Genomic DNA, 16,657 nt, shown 5'->3' with positions numbered 1-16,657 from the left:
CTTGTTGTATAGATTTCACAATTAAATGTCAAAAAATTGACGTAATCAAGCAGCATGCGGAATCTGCATGCTGCTCATAGACCTGATGTAAAAAGCTCGGGTTTGACAGGATCTGACCCTTCGCCTTCCTGGTCTGTCTGCTCGTTGTACGGAACGACTTTATACTCTGCGTTTGAAAAGAGATTGGAATAAGGAATCTCATACGAATCCTCACCCTTAACGAACCCTACGAGCTTGTCTTTGCTCCCGCTTGTCTCATAGATTCTGTAGATGACGCGGTCATCCTTCTGCGCATCCCATTTCAATGTCACGGTGAAAAGGCCAAGCGCTTTAAACGTATACCCTGCCTTTACTTCACCCAGATTCTTCAGTCTGATCGGCTCTTCAAGATCTTCAACGCCGTCAGGCATCTGGAATGCCGTTTTCAGGTCTTTGCCGGACTCACTCAGGATTTCTTTGAAAAGACGTGTAGGATAGGAGCTGCCCTGCTTTAGGTACTGTTTGCTGTCCGTGCGGTCATATCCCATCCAGAGAGCTCCGGATACAGACGGAGTATATCCGACAAACCATGCATCCTTTACAGCACCATCTACATCGGTAAATGAAGTTGTGCCTGTTTTTCCTGCAAGTACACCGTCATAAGTTCCGATGCTTGCTGTCCCTTCGTTTACTACCTCCTCAAGCATTCTCGTCATGTTCCAGGCGGTCTGTGCGGAAAAAATCCGCTTCTTTAGGTGCTCTGGTGCCGAAACTTCTTTAGCATCTCGGTCTGTAATCTTTTGGATAAAATACGGCTCACTGTATACACCGTATTGCGCAAAAGCTCTGTACGCGTTTGCCATCTGAAGAGGGGTTACACCGTTTTTAAGTCCGCCAAGCGCAATGGAGAGGCCGTTGTCCTCGATGGGCAGGCCGGATTTTTCCAAATACTTCTTGCTGGTTGAGACACCCATTTCATTTAATGTCCACACAGCCGGAGCATTTTTGGAGGCTGTAATCGCATCGTACATCGTAACCTCTTCATCATACTTGCGGTCGTTATTTTTTGGCTGATAGCCATCATATGAGACGGGCTTGTCTTCAAGCAGGGAGTATGGACCGAATTCTTCTTCCTCCATGGCAGGAGCATAAACGGCAATCGGCTTGAACGTAGACCCGGGCTGACGCTTTGTCGTTACGCGGTTATACCCTTTTTGCACGTAGTTTCGGCCGCCAATGGCAGCCTTCACACCGCCGGTCTTGTTGTCAATCAGGACAAATGCTCCCTCTGCGCCTTTTGTCGTTCCTGGAAAATACGCATCTTTCTGGAACAGTTCGTAGGCGGTCTTTTGCATGCCTGCATCAAGCGGCACTGTGACTGTATATCCACCCCGCATCAGTTCTTCATTTGAGAGGTTGTATCTTTCTTCTGCTTCATCCATTACCATGTCGATATATGAGATAAGCCATGGAGTCTCAGATTCCTCAGAAATCGAAAGGCCGAGCGTTCTCCCCTGTGATCTGACAACTTCCTCAGCCGTCAGATAACCCTGATCACCCATTAAAGAAAGGATTGTGTCCCTCCGTTCTTTGCTTCTATCCGGATGAAGGACAGGAGAATAATTGGAAGGTGCTTTTGGAATTCCTGCCAGCATCGCTCCTTCTTCAACCGTCAGATCCTTCACTTCTTTATTAAAATAGTAAAGCGAAGCACTCTGGATACCGTATGCACCGTGGCCAAAATAAACCTGATTTAAATACAGCTCAAGTAGCTTGCTTTTGCTGTATTTATTCTCAAGGCTCATGGCAATGGCGGCTTCTTTGACTTTCCTGAGCACAGATTTTTCAGAAGTCAAAAATGTGTTTTTTGCAAGCTGCTGGGTAATGGTGCTTCCGCCCTCCACTTTCCCGCCGGCAAGAAAATCCCTGTACAAAGCCCTTGAAATGGCTTTTAAATCTATTCCGTTATGTTCGTAAAACCGTTTATCCTCAACAGCTATAAACGCTTCGCGGACATGAACGGGAATGTCTTTGACCGAGACAGGCTCCCGGTTCTGCAAATACAGTTCCGCCACCTTGCTGCCTTCAGGATCAACAAGTGTAGTCGTAGAATCCATCACAAGCTTTTTTTCATCAATGGAATAATCTCCAATGACAAGGATGAGGAGATAAACTGCCAGAGCAATAATAGCTGTCAGCAGAGCTGCCAGAGCAGAAAGAATGACTTTTTTTCGCATGCTGTCACCTGCGTTCCGTAGATTTATACATGTTTAGTATTGTTAAAAAAAGGGTTGAATATGTAAGCAGAGGCTCATAATAGCCTTCTTTGTCCAGTCATTGTTATAATGAAACAAAAAGAGGTGTATGTAAAATGAACTTTTATGTCACATTTGGAACTCCGGAATACTTGGCAAAAACCGCAGCAGAACACACAGATGAAAACATGCTGCTGATGCAGAATGAGGATAAGGGCATCCTTCTTCATGAAAGCGAATCAGATTCCCTTTTTAAAGAGCCTAAAAAATACGAAGTGCTTGATGGAGTGGGAGATTTCAAGACCGGCAGCTATGCCGTTTTGAACAATATTCCTGTCACAGACGAAGGCAGACCGCTTTTTGAACAGCGCTTCAAAGAACGTGCCCGCATGATCGAAAACGAACCGGGATTTGCGGCCATCCGCGTCCTGAGACCTGTTCAAGATGACACATACGTCATCTTAACTCTATGGGATAAAGAAGAATCGTTTAAAAACTGGCAGCAGTCCCAGTCCTACGCAAAAGCCCATAAAAAGCGCGGAACAAGCGAGGGCGTGGATCAAAAGCCGATTTTCCCGAGACCTTCTTACGTGACGACCTATCAGGTTGTAAAAGAACACTAAAAGAACCGCTCCTCCGACCTATGTATGGAGGAGTTTTTCATGCCTAAATTGCGACACTATTTCCTTGGAAATGACACAATTCCTCCCTGTACCTTTACCCATCTTTCATTTTCCGTTAACACACTTGTTTACATGAAAAGAAAACAGCAAAAACAGGGTTAATCTAAGTGATTAAGATCAACCCTGAAATTCTTTGCCATTATATATCGCTGCCGAATCCGGCTATGCGGATAGTGAATTCTTAGAGCTTTGGGTAAATAATGTTTGAACAACTTTGCTTTTCCAGATGAAATATCCAATTAAAGCACCTGACATATTAAGAATGAAGTCATCAATATCGAAAATCCCCCTTTTTGCAGCTACTTGTATTCCTTCAATAACTAATAGCAAGATCATCATCGAAATTGAAAAAACACTTACCTTGTTCATTCTTTTTATAAAGTAGGGCAGATAGATACCCATCGGTAAAAACATAATAAAATTTCCAAACAGGTTTTTTATTGGTGTATCCATATTCATACTTCCGTCAAAAATCGCATGAACATATGTATTGATCGTTTTTAAAGGAACAAAATTTGAAGAATTCTTTATGTATTCTATCAATGACACATCTGTCCAATAGCCTCTTGAACCTAAAAATAAGAGAGAAATTAATGCTAATAAATAGAACACAAAACTTATACTAAGCATGGCATTAAATATTTTTTTCATCTAGTCCCCCATTACTTGCTGTACTTCTTTTCATTCCAATAAATTTAGTATAAATACAACAACCAAATTTATCCATAAAAAGTTTCGTAATTTAAAAGAGTAAAAGAATTATAAAAGGAAAAAAAACAGGCACTCTCATTAAGAGAATACCTGTTTTTTTAAGCAGAAACGTCGCCTTTTTTCTTTTTTGCAGCAGCAAGCAGATTCTTTGCCCATTCATAAATAAGAATGGTCCCAAGAAGAAATACGAGGCCGATGAAGTACCCGCCAATCACATCTGTGACATAATGCGAATTGGTGATGACGCGGCTGATCCCAATCAAGGCCATTAGCAGAACAACCGCTCCCCAAATCCCTTTTTTAAGAGCAGGAGACTTGATTTTTTCCATAATCATATAGGCAAAAAGACCATAAAAGATGACGCCTACCATGGCATGGCCGCTTGGAAAGCTGAACCCCTCTTCAAGATGAAGGGGCTCTGGCGGACGTTCTCTTGCCGTCACGCTTTTTAGAAATTTGTTTAAAACATCTCCAAGGTACACCGCCAAACCAATCATGAGCGATTGAAGATAATGTCTGAATAAAAGAGAAAGAACAACAATAGCTATTGCAAGCAGACTGATGATTCCAGGCTTTGAAGCAAGATAGCCTATTCCCTCAAAAAAAGCAAGAATGCCTTCTGACTGCTGGATGTATTGTGCAAATTGCGAGGCTACGTCATCTGCAGGTTTTATAAAAGCCGTGTGGATAAGTCCGTACAGAATGAGAGCTGCCAGAAGACATCCTCCCATAATCGAAATCTTTTTCACCTTTTCACACCTTTCAGATTTTAATCTTGTAATTTTCAAACAACTTCCCTAAAATTGACCTAATATCAGAATTTATTTTATCTTATGAATCATTTGGCGAATATATATTTTTTAAAAAGAAAGGATGAAGTGATTTGTTTCAGGAGATTTGTTCAGAACTCGATGCAGCCTATGAGGAAATGGTTGAAATCAGACGCTACCTTCATATGCATCCCGAGGTTTCGTTTATGGAATTCAAGACAGCAGCCTACATAGCAGAATATTACCAGAAGCTCGGCATTGAGCCCAGAACCGGAGTGGGAGGAAACGGCGTTGTAGCGGTGGTAAAAGGCGGACTGCCTGGGAAAACAATTGCCCTCCGCGCAGACTTTGATGCCCTGCCGATTCAGGATGAAAAGGATGTACCCTACAAGTCGACGGTTCCCGGTGTCACCCATGCCTGCGGACATGACGGCCATACAGCGACACTGCTCGTTTTGGCAAAAGTGCTGCACAAGCACAAAGAGAATCTTGAAGGAAATGTGGTGTTTATTCACCAGCATGCAGAGGAGTACGCTCCAGGCGGTGCAAAAGCGATGATTGAGGATGGATGCCTCGATGGCGTCGATGTCATTTTCGGCACCCATCTATGGGCAAGCGAGCCTGCAGGTAAAATTCAGTACCGGACAGGACCGATTATGGCAGCTGCAGACCGTTTCCAGATTAAGGTGCAGGGAAAAGGCGGACACGGAGCACAGCCGCAAAAAACGAAGGACGCTGTTGTCATTGGCTCCCAGCTCGTGCTGAACCTCCAGCAAATCGTGAGCCGGAAAGTCGATCCTGTAGAATCAGCCGTCGTTTCTGTCGGTTCATTTATCGCTGAAAATCCATTTAACGTTATTGCCGATTCGGCTGAATTAATCGGAACGGTCAGAACGTTTAATGAAGAAATCCGCACTCAGATCGAGCAGGAAATTGAACGGACGGTGAAAGCTTCCTGTGACCTATATGATGCTGCCTATAAGTATACTTTTGACAGAGGCTATCCTGCCGTTGTGAACCACCGCGAGGAAACAGAATTCCTGGCAAACCTCGCAGGAAACGTCCCTGGCGTGGGGGTTGTAGAAGAAAGCCCGATGCAAATGGGCGGCGAAGACTTTGCCTACTTCCTTCAGCACGTAAAAGGAACCTTCTTCTTCACAGGCGCAAAGCCGACCTATTCAGATACAGCCTATCCGCATCACCATCCAAAATTTGATATCGATGAAAAAGCGATGCTGATTGCTGCCAAAACCTTCAGCCTTGCCATCCTTCAATATCAGGCAGAACACGCTCCTGTGGCGGCTGGGAAATAAAGCAGATGAAACGGTGCTTCGGCGCCGTTTTTTTATATTCCCAAAACCGTGTTCGGCGAAAGACCGAATGCCCTGCTATTCCATAAAAAAAAGCACAATCCATTAGATTGTGCCGAGCCTTCTCAGTCTGTAGCAATTCATGGCAGTCTCCCCGAGGTGCCTCACAAGATGATAATTGGCAACTCCTCCGACAACGGCGCCGATTCCGGGCATGACCTGCAGCAGTTTGACAAGGTCAATGTGATCTCTGTATTCCTGCTGGAAGGTTTGCCAGTCGATTTCCTTAACCGTTTCCTTCCGCTCTTCCCAATTCTCAATCAGATCGAATGTTTTTCTGCGGTGATCATCGCTTGAATAGGCAAGCTGGAAAATATAAAGCAGAAAGATCCTCTCTTCAACCTGCTTTGGGTTATATCCATAAAGTGTGGCAATTTCAAACAGACACTTCATTTTAATCCCCAGCAGCAAAGGGAAATCAGCTGCAGAAGCAAGCAGACCGCCTGCACCTGTCCCCGCTCCCTCGACAGCCGCCGCCTTCTGATAGGCTGAGATGGTTTGGCGCACCTTATTTTCCCGCTCTTCAAACGAGATGCCTTCAAGCTTTTTTTCGGACGTTGTCAGATTAGATCCGGCAAGTGTTGCTCCAACCATTTTCTTAATGCTTTCTGTAATAATGGTGTGTATTTTTTCAGGAATATGCGCGTTTATTTTCGTTTGTGTTTTTTTCGAAAAACGTTCTAACCTGGAAGACTTTCTAAGCAGTTTCTTTTTCCATTGGAAAAGATCTTCTTCAAGCTGCTTTTCATACAGCATGTTTATCAGCTGCCTTTGCTTTAATATACGCTGGCATCCATTTTAGCCAGCCTCGGTTTTACATACAGATATACAAAAAGGTAAGCAAACGCGATGCCCGCTCCTAAAAGGATAATGGAAGGCATCCATTTACCGGAAACCAGTGACACCACCGTCAGAATGAGATGCTGGAATAAAACGATGCTGAAGAGAAGTTTCAGGAACTTCCCTTTTTTATGCTGCCTGTTGACGGGATACAGGTCCGGCAGCGACAGCATATCAAAATGCTTATACAAACCGAGAATCTGGATGCCTGTTAAGTACAGGATTAAAATAGCAATCGCAAGGACACTGAACTGATTCGTCGGAATGATAAACAGAATGATGCTTCCGATGACAGTCAGCCTCAAAAAGATGCCCAGAAAGTCACCCGACCTTAAAAAGGCGCGTGTATAAAGGTAGGCATACATGTTTTCCTGTTTGTATTTAATCAGCGTAAGCAGGCCGTCAAGCATCTTTCTCCGCTTGGCCTTTTTCTTAAGCTTCGGCACATCTGTAAAGAGGTTGGCAATCCGGTAAAAGGATTGCTTCTTCTCAAGCTCGCGGTCAATAAGCGCTTCCCATTTGATGCCCTTTGCAGCTGTTGCTTTTTTAAAATACAGATAGAGAACGGCCATGACCGCAAAGACAACGATCGCATATAAATAAGCTTTAGACAGGATGAAATAGACGGCTGCTGCATTCAAAGCAAAACGAACGGCAAGATCAGCTGCTTTTGCAGACTGTTCAGTATAAAAAGATATTCTGAAACTCATCAGCAAATTCCATGCTTTTGCAAGAAGAATCAGCAGGCACATGAACAGGTAGTCTGTTCCTGTAAAATTTTCTGCCCGGAAAATCATCGGAGCGAATACAATCGCTGCAATAAAAAAGATGTACAGCTGGCTGAAAAAGCTGTAAACCGTCGCTTTTCTGAAGTAGTCCGCCATTTTCACTTCAAGCGGCAGTAAAAAAACGAGATCTGCTTCCTTCAACAGCGTTCGGACGCTGGAAGCTGTGATAATCAGTGCAAACACAACGGTCAAAATCAGCAGGGCCGGAAAATTTTCCGGCATGGTTTTAAGCCATTCCTGATAGGACAGCGCCCCTCCTGCCCCTAAAAAAACCAGTACAAAAATGAGATGGTCATTAAACATATATTTAGTATAAGACTGCACTTCTTTTACATGAGCCTCAAGCCGGGTTTTCCATATCTGGTCGAGATTTTTCATTGCTGATCTTCCTTTGTCAGCTGAATATATAAGTCATCAAGCGATGCACCCTTCATCCCGAATTCATCCTGAAGCTCTGAAAGGGTGCCTTTTGCACGGATTTTGCCGTTATGTAAAATGATGAAGGAATCACAGTATCTTTCTGCAGTAGCCAGGATGTGCGTTGACATCAGAATGCCGGCTCCTTCCTGTTTAGCCTTGTTCATCATTTCAAGAAGCGCATTGATGGCAAGAGGATCTAAGCCTACAAACGGTTCGTCAATGATGTACAGTTCAGGCTCAACTAAAAAAGCACACATAATCATGACTTTTTGCTTCATCCCTTTAGAAAAGTGGCTTGGAAACCATTTCAGCCTTTTTTCCATTCTGAATTCCTTAAGGAGCGGATCAAGACGTTTTTTGAATGTCTCGCGGCTTAATCCATATGCCATGGCCGTCAGTTCAAGATGTTCGTAAAGGGTTAATTCTTCATATAGAATCGGGGTTTCAGGAATAAAGGAAAACTGGCTGCGGTAAGCCTCAGGCTCATCCTGAAACGAAATGCCATTGATGGAGATCTCCCCTTTATGAGGTTCCATCAGCCCGATCACATGACGGATCGTCGTGCTCTTTCCGGCACCGTTTAACCCAATCAATCCGACAATGGAATGCTTGTCAATTTCAAACGATATATCTTTTAAAACGGGGTTTCGCGTGTAGCCTCCCGTTAGCTGGTTTACTTGTAATAAGCTCATCGTTTCGTCCCTTCGCCGTTTTCTTTTATCTTACCAAATCCGCCGGACATTTTGCTAATTTCGCATGCATAATTGTGATTTACCTGGACATCATAATGGATGTAGAGGTGAGGAGCTGTCACAGACATTCATTCAAATGAGGTGTTTGTTAAAGACAGTTTAGTGAAGGAATCCATGAGCTAGTTAACATCATGAATATTTCCATTTCGAGATGAGGTGTTTGCGGGCCGTTACTTTCAGTAATAGATGCTCTGTATAAATTCATTTTCTGAATGAGGTGTTCGTCAAAGACAGTTATTGATTAGTTAAGACTCATTAATGATACTCTTAACTGGGAGATGGTTGCTTTGAACCATGTTTAACAAATTCACTCTTTTTTTCCTTCATTTCCAAGCAAATGAGGGAGATGACAAAGAGATCTGCGAGTCTTGCCATTAAGCTGCGCCGGCTCTTCCTCCTCTGCAGAGCAGGGTGATCATTGCGATCATCCTGTTTCTTTTTTTGTCCTAAACCCTTTTTAAAACATTTTCCTCTCTTCTCCAACCAGGGTTAATGTTGCTAAACCCTTTTCAGAACACTTTCCTCTCTTCTCCAGCCAGGGTTAATGTTTCTAAACCCTTTTTAGAACACTTTCCTCTCTTCTCCAACCAGGGTTAATGTTGCTAAACCCTTTTTAGAACACTTTCCTATCTTCTCCAGCCAGGGTTTGTGCGGCTTAACTTTTTTTAGAACACTTTCCTCCATTCTTCAGCCTGAGTTTGTGCAGCTAAACACTCTATAGAACACTTTCCCCTCTTCTCCAACCAGGGTTAATGTTGCTAAACCCTTTTTAGAACACTTTCCTCTCTTCTCCCACCAGAGTTTGTGCGGCAAAAGCAATTTAGAATCCCCTCTCTTTTTTTGAATCCGCGCAGCCAGCTATGGTACTATATGGATAAGCAAACCGTACCCACGAAAGGATGAATGGAATGAGCGGATGTATTTTCTGCAAGATCGTAAACGGGGAAATTCCTAGTGCAAAAGTTTTTGAAAATGAACATGTTGTTGCGTTTCTCGACATCAGCCAGGTTACAAAAGGCCATACTTTGGTCATTCCGAAAGTACATAAGGAAAACATTTATGAATTAACACCTGATATTGCCCGCAATGTTTTTGAAACCGTTCCTAAAATTGCAAATGCCATTAAAGAGCAGTTTCAGCCTGTTGGCATGAACATCCTGAACAACAACGGCGAAAAAGCCGGACAGTCCGTTTTTCACTATCACATTCATCTGATTCCGCGCTACGGAAAAGGCGACGGTTTTGGAGCGGTCTGGAAAACCCATACGGAAGATTATACGCCTGATGACTTGAAGCAAATTGCTTCTACTATTCAGGAAGGTCTTCTATAATACCCGCTTACGAAGCGGGTTTTTTCATGCCCTGAAATATTTTTTAAAAATTCCGACTCCGTTTTCTCATTTCATGTTAGGATATAAAAATAGATTTTTTAATCATGCACCGCGACAAAGTGAGGAGTGACATTTTTCATGAAACGAACGCACAATTTTAATGCCGGACCTGCTGCCATCCCGCTTGCAGTTCTGGAAAAAGCCCAAAGCGAACTTATTGATTTTAAAGGTACAGGCATGTCGGTCATGGAACTCAGCCACAGGAGCAAACCGTATGAAGATGTACATAACAAAGCTTCCCAACTGATGCGGGAGCTAATGGACATTCCTGAAGAATACGAAGTTCTGTTTCTGCAGGGCGGAGCGAGCCTTCAATTTGCGATGATTCCGATGAATTTTTTAAAAAGCGGTTCACCTGCTCACTTTGTGATGAGCGGCGTCTGGTCTGAAAAGGCCCTGGCAGAAGCGGAAAAGCTGGGAGAAACAGCTGTTATCGGCTCTTCAAAAGACGACCGTTATACCTTTGTGCCTGAAGAATTTGAAGATCCTTCTGAAGGAAGCTATGTCCACCTTACATCCAATAATACGATTTACGGCACACAATGGAAGAGCTTTCCTAAAACAAAACTTCCTTTAGTAGCTGATATGTCAAGCGACATTATGAGCAGGAAAATCGATGTCAGCCAATTTTCCCTTATCTATGCAGGAGCGCAGAAAAACCTCGGTCCTTCAGGCGTCACAGTTGTGATCGTGAAAAAAGAGATGCTTGAGAATGCCAATCAGGAGATCCCTTCCATTTTGAAATATGCGACTCACTCGAAGCAGAATTCGCTTTATAATACACCTCCCACTTTTGCCATTTACATGCTTTCATTAGTGCTTGAGTGGATGAAAGAACAAGGCGGCCTTGCAGCCATTGAAGAGCTGAACGAGCGTAAAGCGCAAATTATCTATTCATGCATTGACAAAAGCGGAGGATTTTATAGGGGCCATGCGAAAAAAGAAAGCCGCTCGAACATGAACATTACGTTTACTTTGGAAAATGAAGAATTAACAAAAGCGTTTCTTAAGGAATCAAAAGAAAGAGGATTTTCCGGTTTAAACGGCCACCGCTCCATTGGAGGATGCCGTGCTTCCGCTTATAACGCCGTACCGCTTGAAGCCTGCGAAGCGCTTGCAGAATTCATGACGGAATTCCAGAAAAAACACAGATAATCTTTTTTACAAGGGAAGAAATACCTGTTATACTGTTTTTAAGTTCTCCCGCAATAAGACAGAGGTCATTATTGGGGAGGCCAAAAAAAAGAGCTTAGACTGAGGAGAGTTGAGAAATGAATACAAGAGTTTTAGTGGTGTTATCTTTATTTGTCGCAATGGGTTTGGCGCTTCACGGTATTATTCCGCCGATCTTCGGAGGCATGAAGCCTGATATGATGCTGACGATGATGTTTTTAGGCATTCTGCTTTTCCCGCACATCCGCAACGTTTTCCTGCTTGGAGCAGTAACAGGTGTCCTTTCGGGCCTGACAACCAGCTTCCCCGGGGGATTGCTTCCGAATGTGATTGACAAGATTGTAACAGCCTTTGTTTTCTACTTGCTTGTACTGATGATTAAGAAATATGCTTCAACTGTAGCAGGAGCGGGCGTCTTGACAGCTGTCGGCACACTCGTATCCGGAACGGTTTTCCTGACAGCAGCCTTTTTTATTGTAGGTCTGCCTGGCGGAGCTGGATTTACAGCATTATTTCTCGCAGTTGTTCTTCCTGCTGTTGCGATGAACACTGTGGCCATGGTCTTTATATACCCGATTGTGCAGACAATCCTTAAACGTTCAAAAATTGCACTTAACTAAACGAAAACCCGATCCTAAACGGTCGGGTTTTTTTAAAACTTATACGGTATAAAATAAGATCCCAATTAAAAGCGCAATGGCTCCTCCGCCTGCAAGGACTGCTGCTTTTTGATGAACAATATGCTTAGGCGGATAGGAAGCGGACTGCTGAGCCAATTTCAGATAGTGAAACGATCCGGTAAACAGAAGCAAACTGACGGCAAAAAACAGAAAAATAACTCCTGCCACTCTTCCCCCTCCCCTTTCATGTCCCTACTCATACCTATGCAAAAACGGCATATGCTATGAGTAAAACAAGCGTTTATCTCCCTTAACAGAGGGTATTTAATAAGGAATGACTTCCTTAGAGTCTATATGTACATAACAAAAAAACTGGAGTGATACTTATGGCAAATGGAAAATCTTTAATGACAGGCCTGCTTGTAGGAGGCGTAATCGGAGGACTTGCGACCATCCTGACAGCACCTTCTTCCGGCAGAGACCTGCGGACTCAGTTAAAGCAAAACAAACAAAAACTCGAATCCATTCTCATACAGCTGAAAGATGACAGCATCTCCCTGAAAGAATCGGTTGTAAAGACCGCTCAAGAAAGCGCTGTCGTACTAAAGGATGTAACGGCTGATCTGCAGAAATCGATTCAGACCTGGCAGGAGGAAATTGAGCCGCATAAAGCAGAGCTTCAGAAAGAAATCAGCCAGATTGAAGAAAAAATAAAAGAGCTTGAGCAAACACTGAACAAATAGATTGTTTTTGTAGACAAACCAATTATGAAATAAGAGCGGCAGATTTTCTCACAGGCCGCTCTTTTTTTTATGTGAGTAAAACAACGCTTTTCCGGCTTTTTCACAATTTATTTAAAAATTTTGTAAATTTAATCTTTATTAATCTTTATTTTATTGGCATAATAGAATATAAGAGTAAAAGAGAAAAAGTAGGTGACTGGGGATGAAACGAAACGAACAGGATTATTCCATTAAAGAAGCCTTGTTATTCAGCCAGAGAATCGCTCAGCTGAGCAAAGCTTTGTGGAAATCCATCGAAAAAGACTGGCAGCAATGGATAAAGCCCTATGACTTAAATATAAATGAGCACCATATTTTATGGATTGCCTATCATTTAAAGGGCGCTTCAATCTCTGAAATTGCCAAATTCGGGGTCATGCATGTTTCAACAGCCTTTAACTTTTCAAAAAAGCTTGAAGAAAGAGGCTATCTTGAGTTTTCCAAAAAGCAGAATGACAAACGGAATACGTACATTCAGCTGACAGAGCAGGGAGAAGAAATTCTTCTGAAGCTGCTTGAAGATTATGATCCAAGCAGAAATGCCGTTTTTAAAGGAGCCCTGCCCCTTCAAAACTTATACGGAAAATTCCCTGAGATTATGGAAATGATGTGCATCATTCGAAACATTTACGGGGACGATTTTATGGAGATCTTCGAGCATTCCTTTACGAACATCGAAAAGGAATTTGTTGAGGAAAACCGGAAGCTGAAAAAGCTTGCAGACCCAGAAGCTGAAACTGTTCCGGCTATTTCCGAATAATGTTTCTGAATTCACCCATCAGCGGCTCATAAAGCCCCTGTTTATGCAGGTGAATAATGGTGTCATCGACAGAAAGCTTATAATTCAGCTGACCCGCAAAAAGAGTAAGAAGGCTTTCGTAATTCAGAAGCCCTTGCTCTTTTTGTTCTGCAAGCATATCTTCGAGTTCTCTGCATATACGGTGGATCTCTTCAATTTCCTCTGCTGAAAGTCCCGCCTTCATAACCGATACATAAAAGGGATATTTTTCAGCATCAGCCATCTTAATCAGCATCTTTTGATAATACTCCAAATTGGCCATGCGTTTTTCAAACGATTCCACTCCCGTTCACTTCTTTCCTTCTGATTCGTTCCTATATTTTAAATCATTCCGCCTCATTTAGGTAGGCTCATCTTTTGTAAAAGATTCCTATTTTTCATTTTAACCGTTTTCATCCGAAATTTCATATTGCAATTTCTGTTCAGGCATCGTAAAGTATGTAACGGAGCCGGACTGAGCTCCCTTTTTTCAATACCAATTATGTCACAGACATGATTTTCGGACGGTGATTTTAATGAACTGCTGGAAAACCATTAATCTTTCAAAAGATTATGGATTCCATAGATTGTCTATATTAGCTGCATTCATCATGATGACTACGTTTATCGGCATCTATCTGCCATTAATGGTCGTTTTCCCATACATCCATCTTAAAGCAGATCACTTTCTCCTGCTTCTTTTGTTTGCTTTTTGCGTTGTACCATGCCACAAGCTGCTGCATGCCCTGCCGCTTTGGATGGCCGGATACCGCGTATCACTGAAATGCAGGGTTCAATCCTATATACTGCCGGTTATCTATTTAAAAACAAACTGCAATGTATCAAAAACGATGATGCTGCTGTCTCTTGCAGCGCCAATTGTGCTTGTGAACTCAGCTCTTGCTGCAGGCTTGATCGCATTCCCTTCTTACCTGCATTATTTCAGTCTGGGAATCGCCTTTCACACCGGCATTTGCATAACAGACTTTATTTACATGAATCATCTGCTAAAGGCTCCAAAGGCCTGCTACATTGAAGAAGCGGACGAGAGCTTTGAAATCCTCTTCCAAAAATAAGAGCATAACAGGGAGCATTGCCGAATAGGATAGGCTTGACCCCGGTTAAGAAAAGCAGCTCAATACTGAGATGCTTTTCTTTTGCTATTTATTAGGAGTCATTGCTATCTTTTTCACTCGATTTTTGGTAATCTTATATGTATCAGTGAGGAGAGGGGGAATCTCATATGATAGCTTTTTTCATTTTGTTTGCAGTGTTCATCTTATTCTATATCAATAAATTAACCAGCGCACTCTGCCTGGTAAGAGAGATTCCTGAAGACCGACAAACAAAAGTATTCCGGACAATCAATGTCCTGATCACCATCTTATTGGTTTCATCTTACATAGAAATCTTGTTTACTTAGATTTCAATCAGAAAAGCGTAAGCGCCCGGTTTAGCTCCGAAAGGCAGATAAGAAATCACACGAAAAGTCCGGTTTATGACTGTTTGGGGGATTTTGTTCTGGCAGAGGAGTTGGGCGGTGAAGCTAGACAACAAAGTGCAAAATTATGTACATCCTTAACACTTAAAAAGCTGTATGCAAACTGACGCATACAGCTTATACAATGATAGCTGACAGATTATCTGTCAGCTATTTTAGTTTTGGCTTACAGCCAAGCAGCACCAACAATGATCAACAAGATGAACAGAACTACGATTAACGCGAAGCCACCTCCAGCGTATCCTCCCATAATGACACCTCCTTTATACGTCGGTAAGATATACTATGCATGATCACTTTACAGCGAATAGGCCACTGTCTTTTGTTTGAAAATTTTTAGCCCTTCGCTACCTAGTAAAGATAAGAAGCACCAATAATGATCAATAAAATGAACAGAACCACCAGCAATGCAAAACCGTTTGAATATCCATATCCCATAATAAAACCTCCCTTATCGGTGTTCCATACATCATATGGACGTTTTGCAGATTTGACCTAGACGAATGCCCTGATTACCCTGGTCCTATTGCAAAACTTTTTAGTTCATGGCACAATGTGGTATAGTGTTCCAATAATTAGGCAGTCCGCTGCCTTAAGGGATATTTCGCCCTGCCGTTTTGCATTGTACATACTTGTTTTCAGACATAAATCAGCAGAAAAGGCGAAATTATCCTTACTAAAAACAGAATCAGGAGTTGTATCAGATGAAAAGATTTGCTCTCGCATTAGCAGCATCCAGTGTTTTAGCACTTGGCGCATGCAGTAACAATGATGGCGGCTCAGAAGTCATCGCTGAAACAAAAGCAGGCAACGTAACGAAGGATGAATTTTACGAAGCAATGAAAGACCGCTTTGGAAAAGATGTTCTCACAGAGCTTGTCCACGAAAAAGTACTAAGTGAAGACTACAAAGTAACGGACAAAGAAGTAGATCAAGAAATCGACAACTTAAAGCAGCAATACGGCCCTCAATTTGAAGCAGTCATTCAGCAGCAAGGCGAAAAGACTGTTAAAGATATGGTAAAAGTGGACCTGCTCCGCAAAAAAGCAGCTGAAAAAGAAGTAAAAGTAACGGACGAAGACACAAAGCAATACTACGAAACACTTAAAGGCAAAGTAAAAGCAAGCCACATCCTTGTTGAAGACGAAAAAACGGCAAAAGAAATCAAATCACGTCTTGATAAAGGCGAAAAGTTTGAAGATCTTGCAAAAGAAGCATCTAAAGATCCTTCAGGACAAAACGGCGGCGACTTAGGCTGGTTTGGCGAAGGACAAATGGTTCCTGAGTTCGAAAAAGCAGCTTTCGCTCTTAAAGAAGGAGAAGTAAGCGCGCCGGTCAAATCTGAATTCGGCTACCACATCATCAAAGTAACCGAAACAGTAAAACCTTACGAAGAAATGAAAAAGCAGCTTGAAGCTGACGTGAAGAAACAAAAAGTAGGCCAGCCAGATGCTGTTCAGGGAGCTCTTGACAAAGCCCTGAAAGAAGCTGATGTAAAAGTGAAAGACAAAGACCTCGAAGATACATTCAAAGCTCCTGAAGCCGCTCCGGCTGAAGGACAATAATAAAGAATCGATACATGCCCTGAAGTGAAAGCTTCGGGGCTTTTTTAGTTCGTATGGTTGTATAGTCGTTAAAAGCACGTTCTTACATATCCTGAAACTGCACATTCCTTCCTGTTTTGTGACCTTCACACCTTGGAACACTTCACCAAGGGCACATTCCTTCCTGTTTTGTGACCTTCACACCTTGGAACACTTAACGAAGGGCAGATTCCTTCCCGTTTTGTGACCTTCGCATCTTGGAAAACTTCACGAAGGGCACATTCCTTCCTGCTTTGTGAC

20 protein-coding genes are annotated in these 16,657 nt (G+C 42.7%); 10 read left to right on the top strand and 10 right to left on the bottom strand.

Annotation, left to right across the window (positions count from 1 at the left end):
• Positions 1–74: 74 nt before the first annotated feature.
• Complete coding sequence (locus AZ46_RS20510) at positions 75–2,216, bottom strand: transglycosylase domain-containing protein (RefSeq protein WP_029283712.1); 2,142 nt, start codon at positions 2,214–2,216, stop codon at positions 75–77.
• Between the two features lie 134 nt (positions 2,217–2,350).
• Between AZ46_RS20510 and AZ46_RS20505 the strand changes: the two genes are divergently transcribed.
• The gene (locus tag AZ46_RS20505) at positions 2,351–2,857 is read left to right on the top strand and encodes an antibiotic biosynthesis monooxygenase family protein (protein ID WP_029283710.1); all 507 of its coding nucleotides are present in this window, start codon (positions 2,351–2,353) and stop codon (positions 2,855–2,857) included.
• A 222-nt stretch (positions 2,858–3,079) separates the two neighbouring features.
• On the opposite strand, the gene AZ46_RS20500 is transcribed toward AZ46_RS20505, so the two are convergent.
• Complete coding sequence (locus tag AZ46_RS20500; protein WP_029283709.1) at positions 3,080–3,568, bottom strand: VanZ family protein; 489 nt, start codon at positions 3,566–3,568, stop codon at positions 3,080–3,082.
• 158 nt (positions 3,569–3,726) lie between these two features.
• On the bottom strand, positions 3,727–4,377 hold the full coding sequence (locus AZ46_RS21120) for a phosphatase PAP2 family protein (protein ID WP_152554788.1): 651 nt from the start codon (positions 4,375–4,377) through the stop codon (positions 3,727–3,729).
• A gap of 134 nt (positions 4,378–4,511) precedes the next feature.
• Between AZ46_RS21120 and AZ46_RS20490 the strand changes: the two genes are divergently transcribed.
• Positions 4,512–5,711: a M20 family metallopeptidase gene (locus AZ46_RS20490; protein WP_029283705.1), complete on the top strand. Its 1,200-nt coding sequence runs from the start codon at positions 4,512–4,514 to the stop codon at positions 5,709–5,711.
• Positions 5,712–5,813: 102 nt separating this feature from the next.
• On the opposite strand, the gene AZ46_RS20485 is transcribed toward AZ46_RS20490, so the two are convergent.
• From AZ46_RS20485 to AZ46_RS20475, 3 genes are read right to left on the bottom strand one after another with little or no spacing between them, the layout of a single operon-like run.
• Entirely contained in the window at positions 5,814–6,521 is a 708-nt protein-coding gene (locus AZ46_RS20485) for an EcsC family protein (RefSeq protein WP_035319540.1), read from the bottom strand.
• A 23-nt stretch (positions 6,522–6,544) separates the two neighbouring features.
• Positions 6,545–7,774: an ABC transporter permease gene (locus tag AZ46_RS20480; protein WP_029283701.1), complete on the bottom strand. Its 1,230-nt coding sequence runs from the start codon at positions 7,772–7,774 to the stop codon at positions 6,545–6,547.
• A complete protein-coding gene (locus tag AZ46_RS20475; RefSeq protein WP_029283700.1) occupies positions 7,771–8,508 on the bottom strand; it encodes an ABC transporter ATP-binding protein in 738 nt (245 codons plus the stop codon). Before AZ46_RS20475 ends, AZ46_RS20480 begins: the two co-directional genes overlap by 4 nt.
• Positions 8,509–9,476: 968 nt before the next feature.
• Here AZ46_RS20475 and AZ46_RS20470 point away from each other — a divergent pair.
• The 3 genes from AZ46_RS20470 (at position 9,477) to AZ46_RS20460 (ending at position 11,752) form a co-directional block, all read left to right on the top strand.
• Complete coding sequence (locus tag AZ46_RS20470; protein ID WP_029283698.1) at positions 9,477–9,899, top strand: HIT family protein; 423 nt, start codon at positions 9,477–9,479, stop codon at positions 9,897–9,899.
• A gap of 138 nt (positions 9,900–10,037) precedes the next feature.
• Entirely contained in the window at positions 10,038–11,114 is a 1,077-nt protein-coding gene (gene serC, locus AZ46_RS20465; RefSeq protein ID WP_029283696.1) for a 3-phosphoserine/phosphohydroxythreonine transaminase, read from the top strand.
• Between the two features lie 116 nt (positions 11,115–11,230).
• Positions 11,231–11,752, top strand: coding sequence for a tryptophan transporter (locus AZ46_RS20460; RefSeq protein WP_029283695.1), 522 nt, complete (start codon positions 11,231–11,233; stop codon positions 11,750–11,752).
• Between the two features lie 39 nt (positions 11,753–11,791).
• Here the strand turns inward: AZ46_RS20460 and AZ46_RS20455 are convergent, their stop codons facing one another.
• Positions 11,792–11,980, bottom strand: a complete 189-nt coding sequence (locus AZ46_RS20455; RefSeq protein WP_029283693.1) for a hypothetical protein — start codon at positions 11,978–11,980, stop codon at positions 11,792–11,794.
• 158 nt (positions 11,981–12,138) lie between these two features.
• Here AZ46_RS20455 and AZ46_RS20450 point away from each other — a divergent pair, with 158 nt between their 5' ends.
• Both AZ46_RS20450 and AZ46_RS20445 read left to right on the top strand, forming a co-directional pair.
• Positions 12,139–12,495, top strand: coding sequence for a YtxH domain-containing protein (locus AZ46_RS20450; protein ID WP_029283691.1), 357 nt, complete (start codon positions 12,139–12,141; stop codon positions 12,493–12,495).
• Between the two features lie 202 nt (positions 12,496–12,697).
• Positions 12,698–13,294 carry an HTH-type transcriptional regulator Hpr gene (locus AZ46_RS20445; RefSeq protein ID WP_029283689.1) on the top strand — a complete coding sequence of 199 codons (597 nt, stop codon included), beginning with the start codon at positions 12,698–12,700 and terminating at the stop codon, positions 13,292–13,294.
• On the opposite strand, the gene AZ46_RS20440 is transcribed toward AZ46_RS20445, so the two are convergent.
• The gene (locus tag AZ46_RS20440) at positions 13,281–13,616 is read right to left on the bottom strand and encodes a DUF1878 family protein (RefSeq protein WP_029283687.1); all 336 of its coding nucleotides are present in this window, start codon (positions 13,614–13,616) and stop codon (positions 13,281–13,283) included. The genes AZ46_RS20445 and AZ46_RS20440 overlap by 14 nt on opposite strands.
• Positions 13,617–13,848: 232 nt before the next feature.
• Here AZ46_RS20440 and AZ46_RS20435 point away from each other — a divergent pair, with 232 nt between their 5' ends.
• Complete coding sequence (locus AZ46_RS20435; protein WP_029283684.1) at positions 13,849–14,388, top strand: DUF3267 domain-containing protein; 540 nt, start codon at positions 13,849–13,851, stop codon at positions 14,386–14,388.
• A 167-nt stretch (positions 14,389–14,555) separates the two neighbouring features.
• Positions 14,556–14,735: a hypothetical protein gene (locus tag AZ46_RS20430; RefSeq protein ID WP_029283683.1), complete on the top strand. Its 180-nt coding sequence runs from the start codon at positions 14,556–14,558 to the stop codon at positions 14,733–14,735.
• A gap of 244 nt (positions 14,736–14,979) precedes the next feature.
• Here AZ46_RS20430 and AZ46_RS20425 read toward each other — a convergent pair whose 3' ends face one another.
• Both AZ46_RS20425 and AZ46_RS21650 read right to left on the bottom strand, forming a co-directional pair.
• Positions 14,980–15,063, bottom strand: coding sequence for a YjcZ family sporulation protein (locus AZ46_RS20425; RefSeq protein ID WP_035319514.1), 84 nt, complete (start codon positions 15,061–15,063; stop codon positions 14,980–14,982).
• A gap of 101 nt (positions 15,064–15,164) precedes the next feature.
• Positions 15,165–15,251, bottom strand: coding sequence for a YjcZ family sporulation protein (locus AZ46_RS21650; RefSeq protein WP_035207754.1), 87 nt, complete (start codon positions 15,249–15,251; stop codon positions 15,165–15,167).
• A gap of 266 nt (positions 15,252–15,517) precedes the next feature.
• Between AZ46_RS21650 and AZ46_RS20415 the strand changes: the two genes are divergently transcribed.
• Positions 15,518–16,378 carry a peptidylprolyl isomerase gene (locus AZ46_RS20415; RefSeq protein WP_029283681.1) on the top strand — a complete coding sequence of 287 codons (861 nt, stop codon included), beginning with the start codon at positions 15,518–15,520 and terminating at the stop codon, positions 16,376–16,378.
• Positions 16,379–16,657: the final 279 nt, after the last annotated feature.

Source organism: Metabacillus indicus LMG 22858 (genome assembly GCF_000708755.2).
Taxonomy (GTDB): domain Bacteria; phylum Bacillota; class Bacilli; order Bacillales; family Bacillaceae; genus Bacillus_P; species Bacillus_P indicus.
The sequence above is the reverse complement of the archived record's forward strand: the minus strand, read 5'-3'. Positions and strand labels throughout refer to the sequence as shown.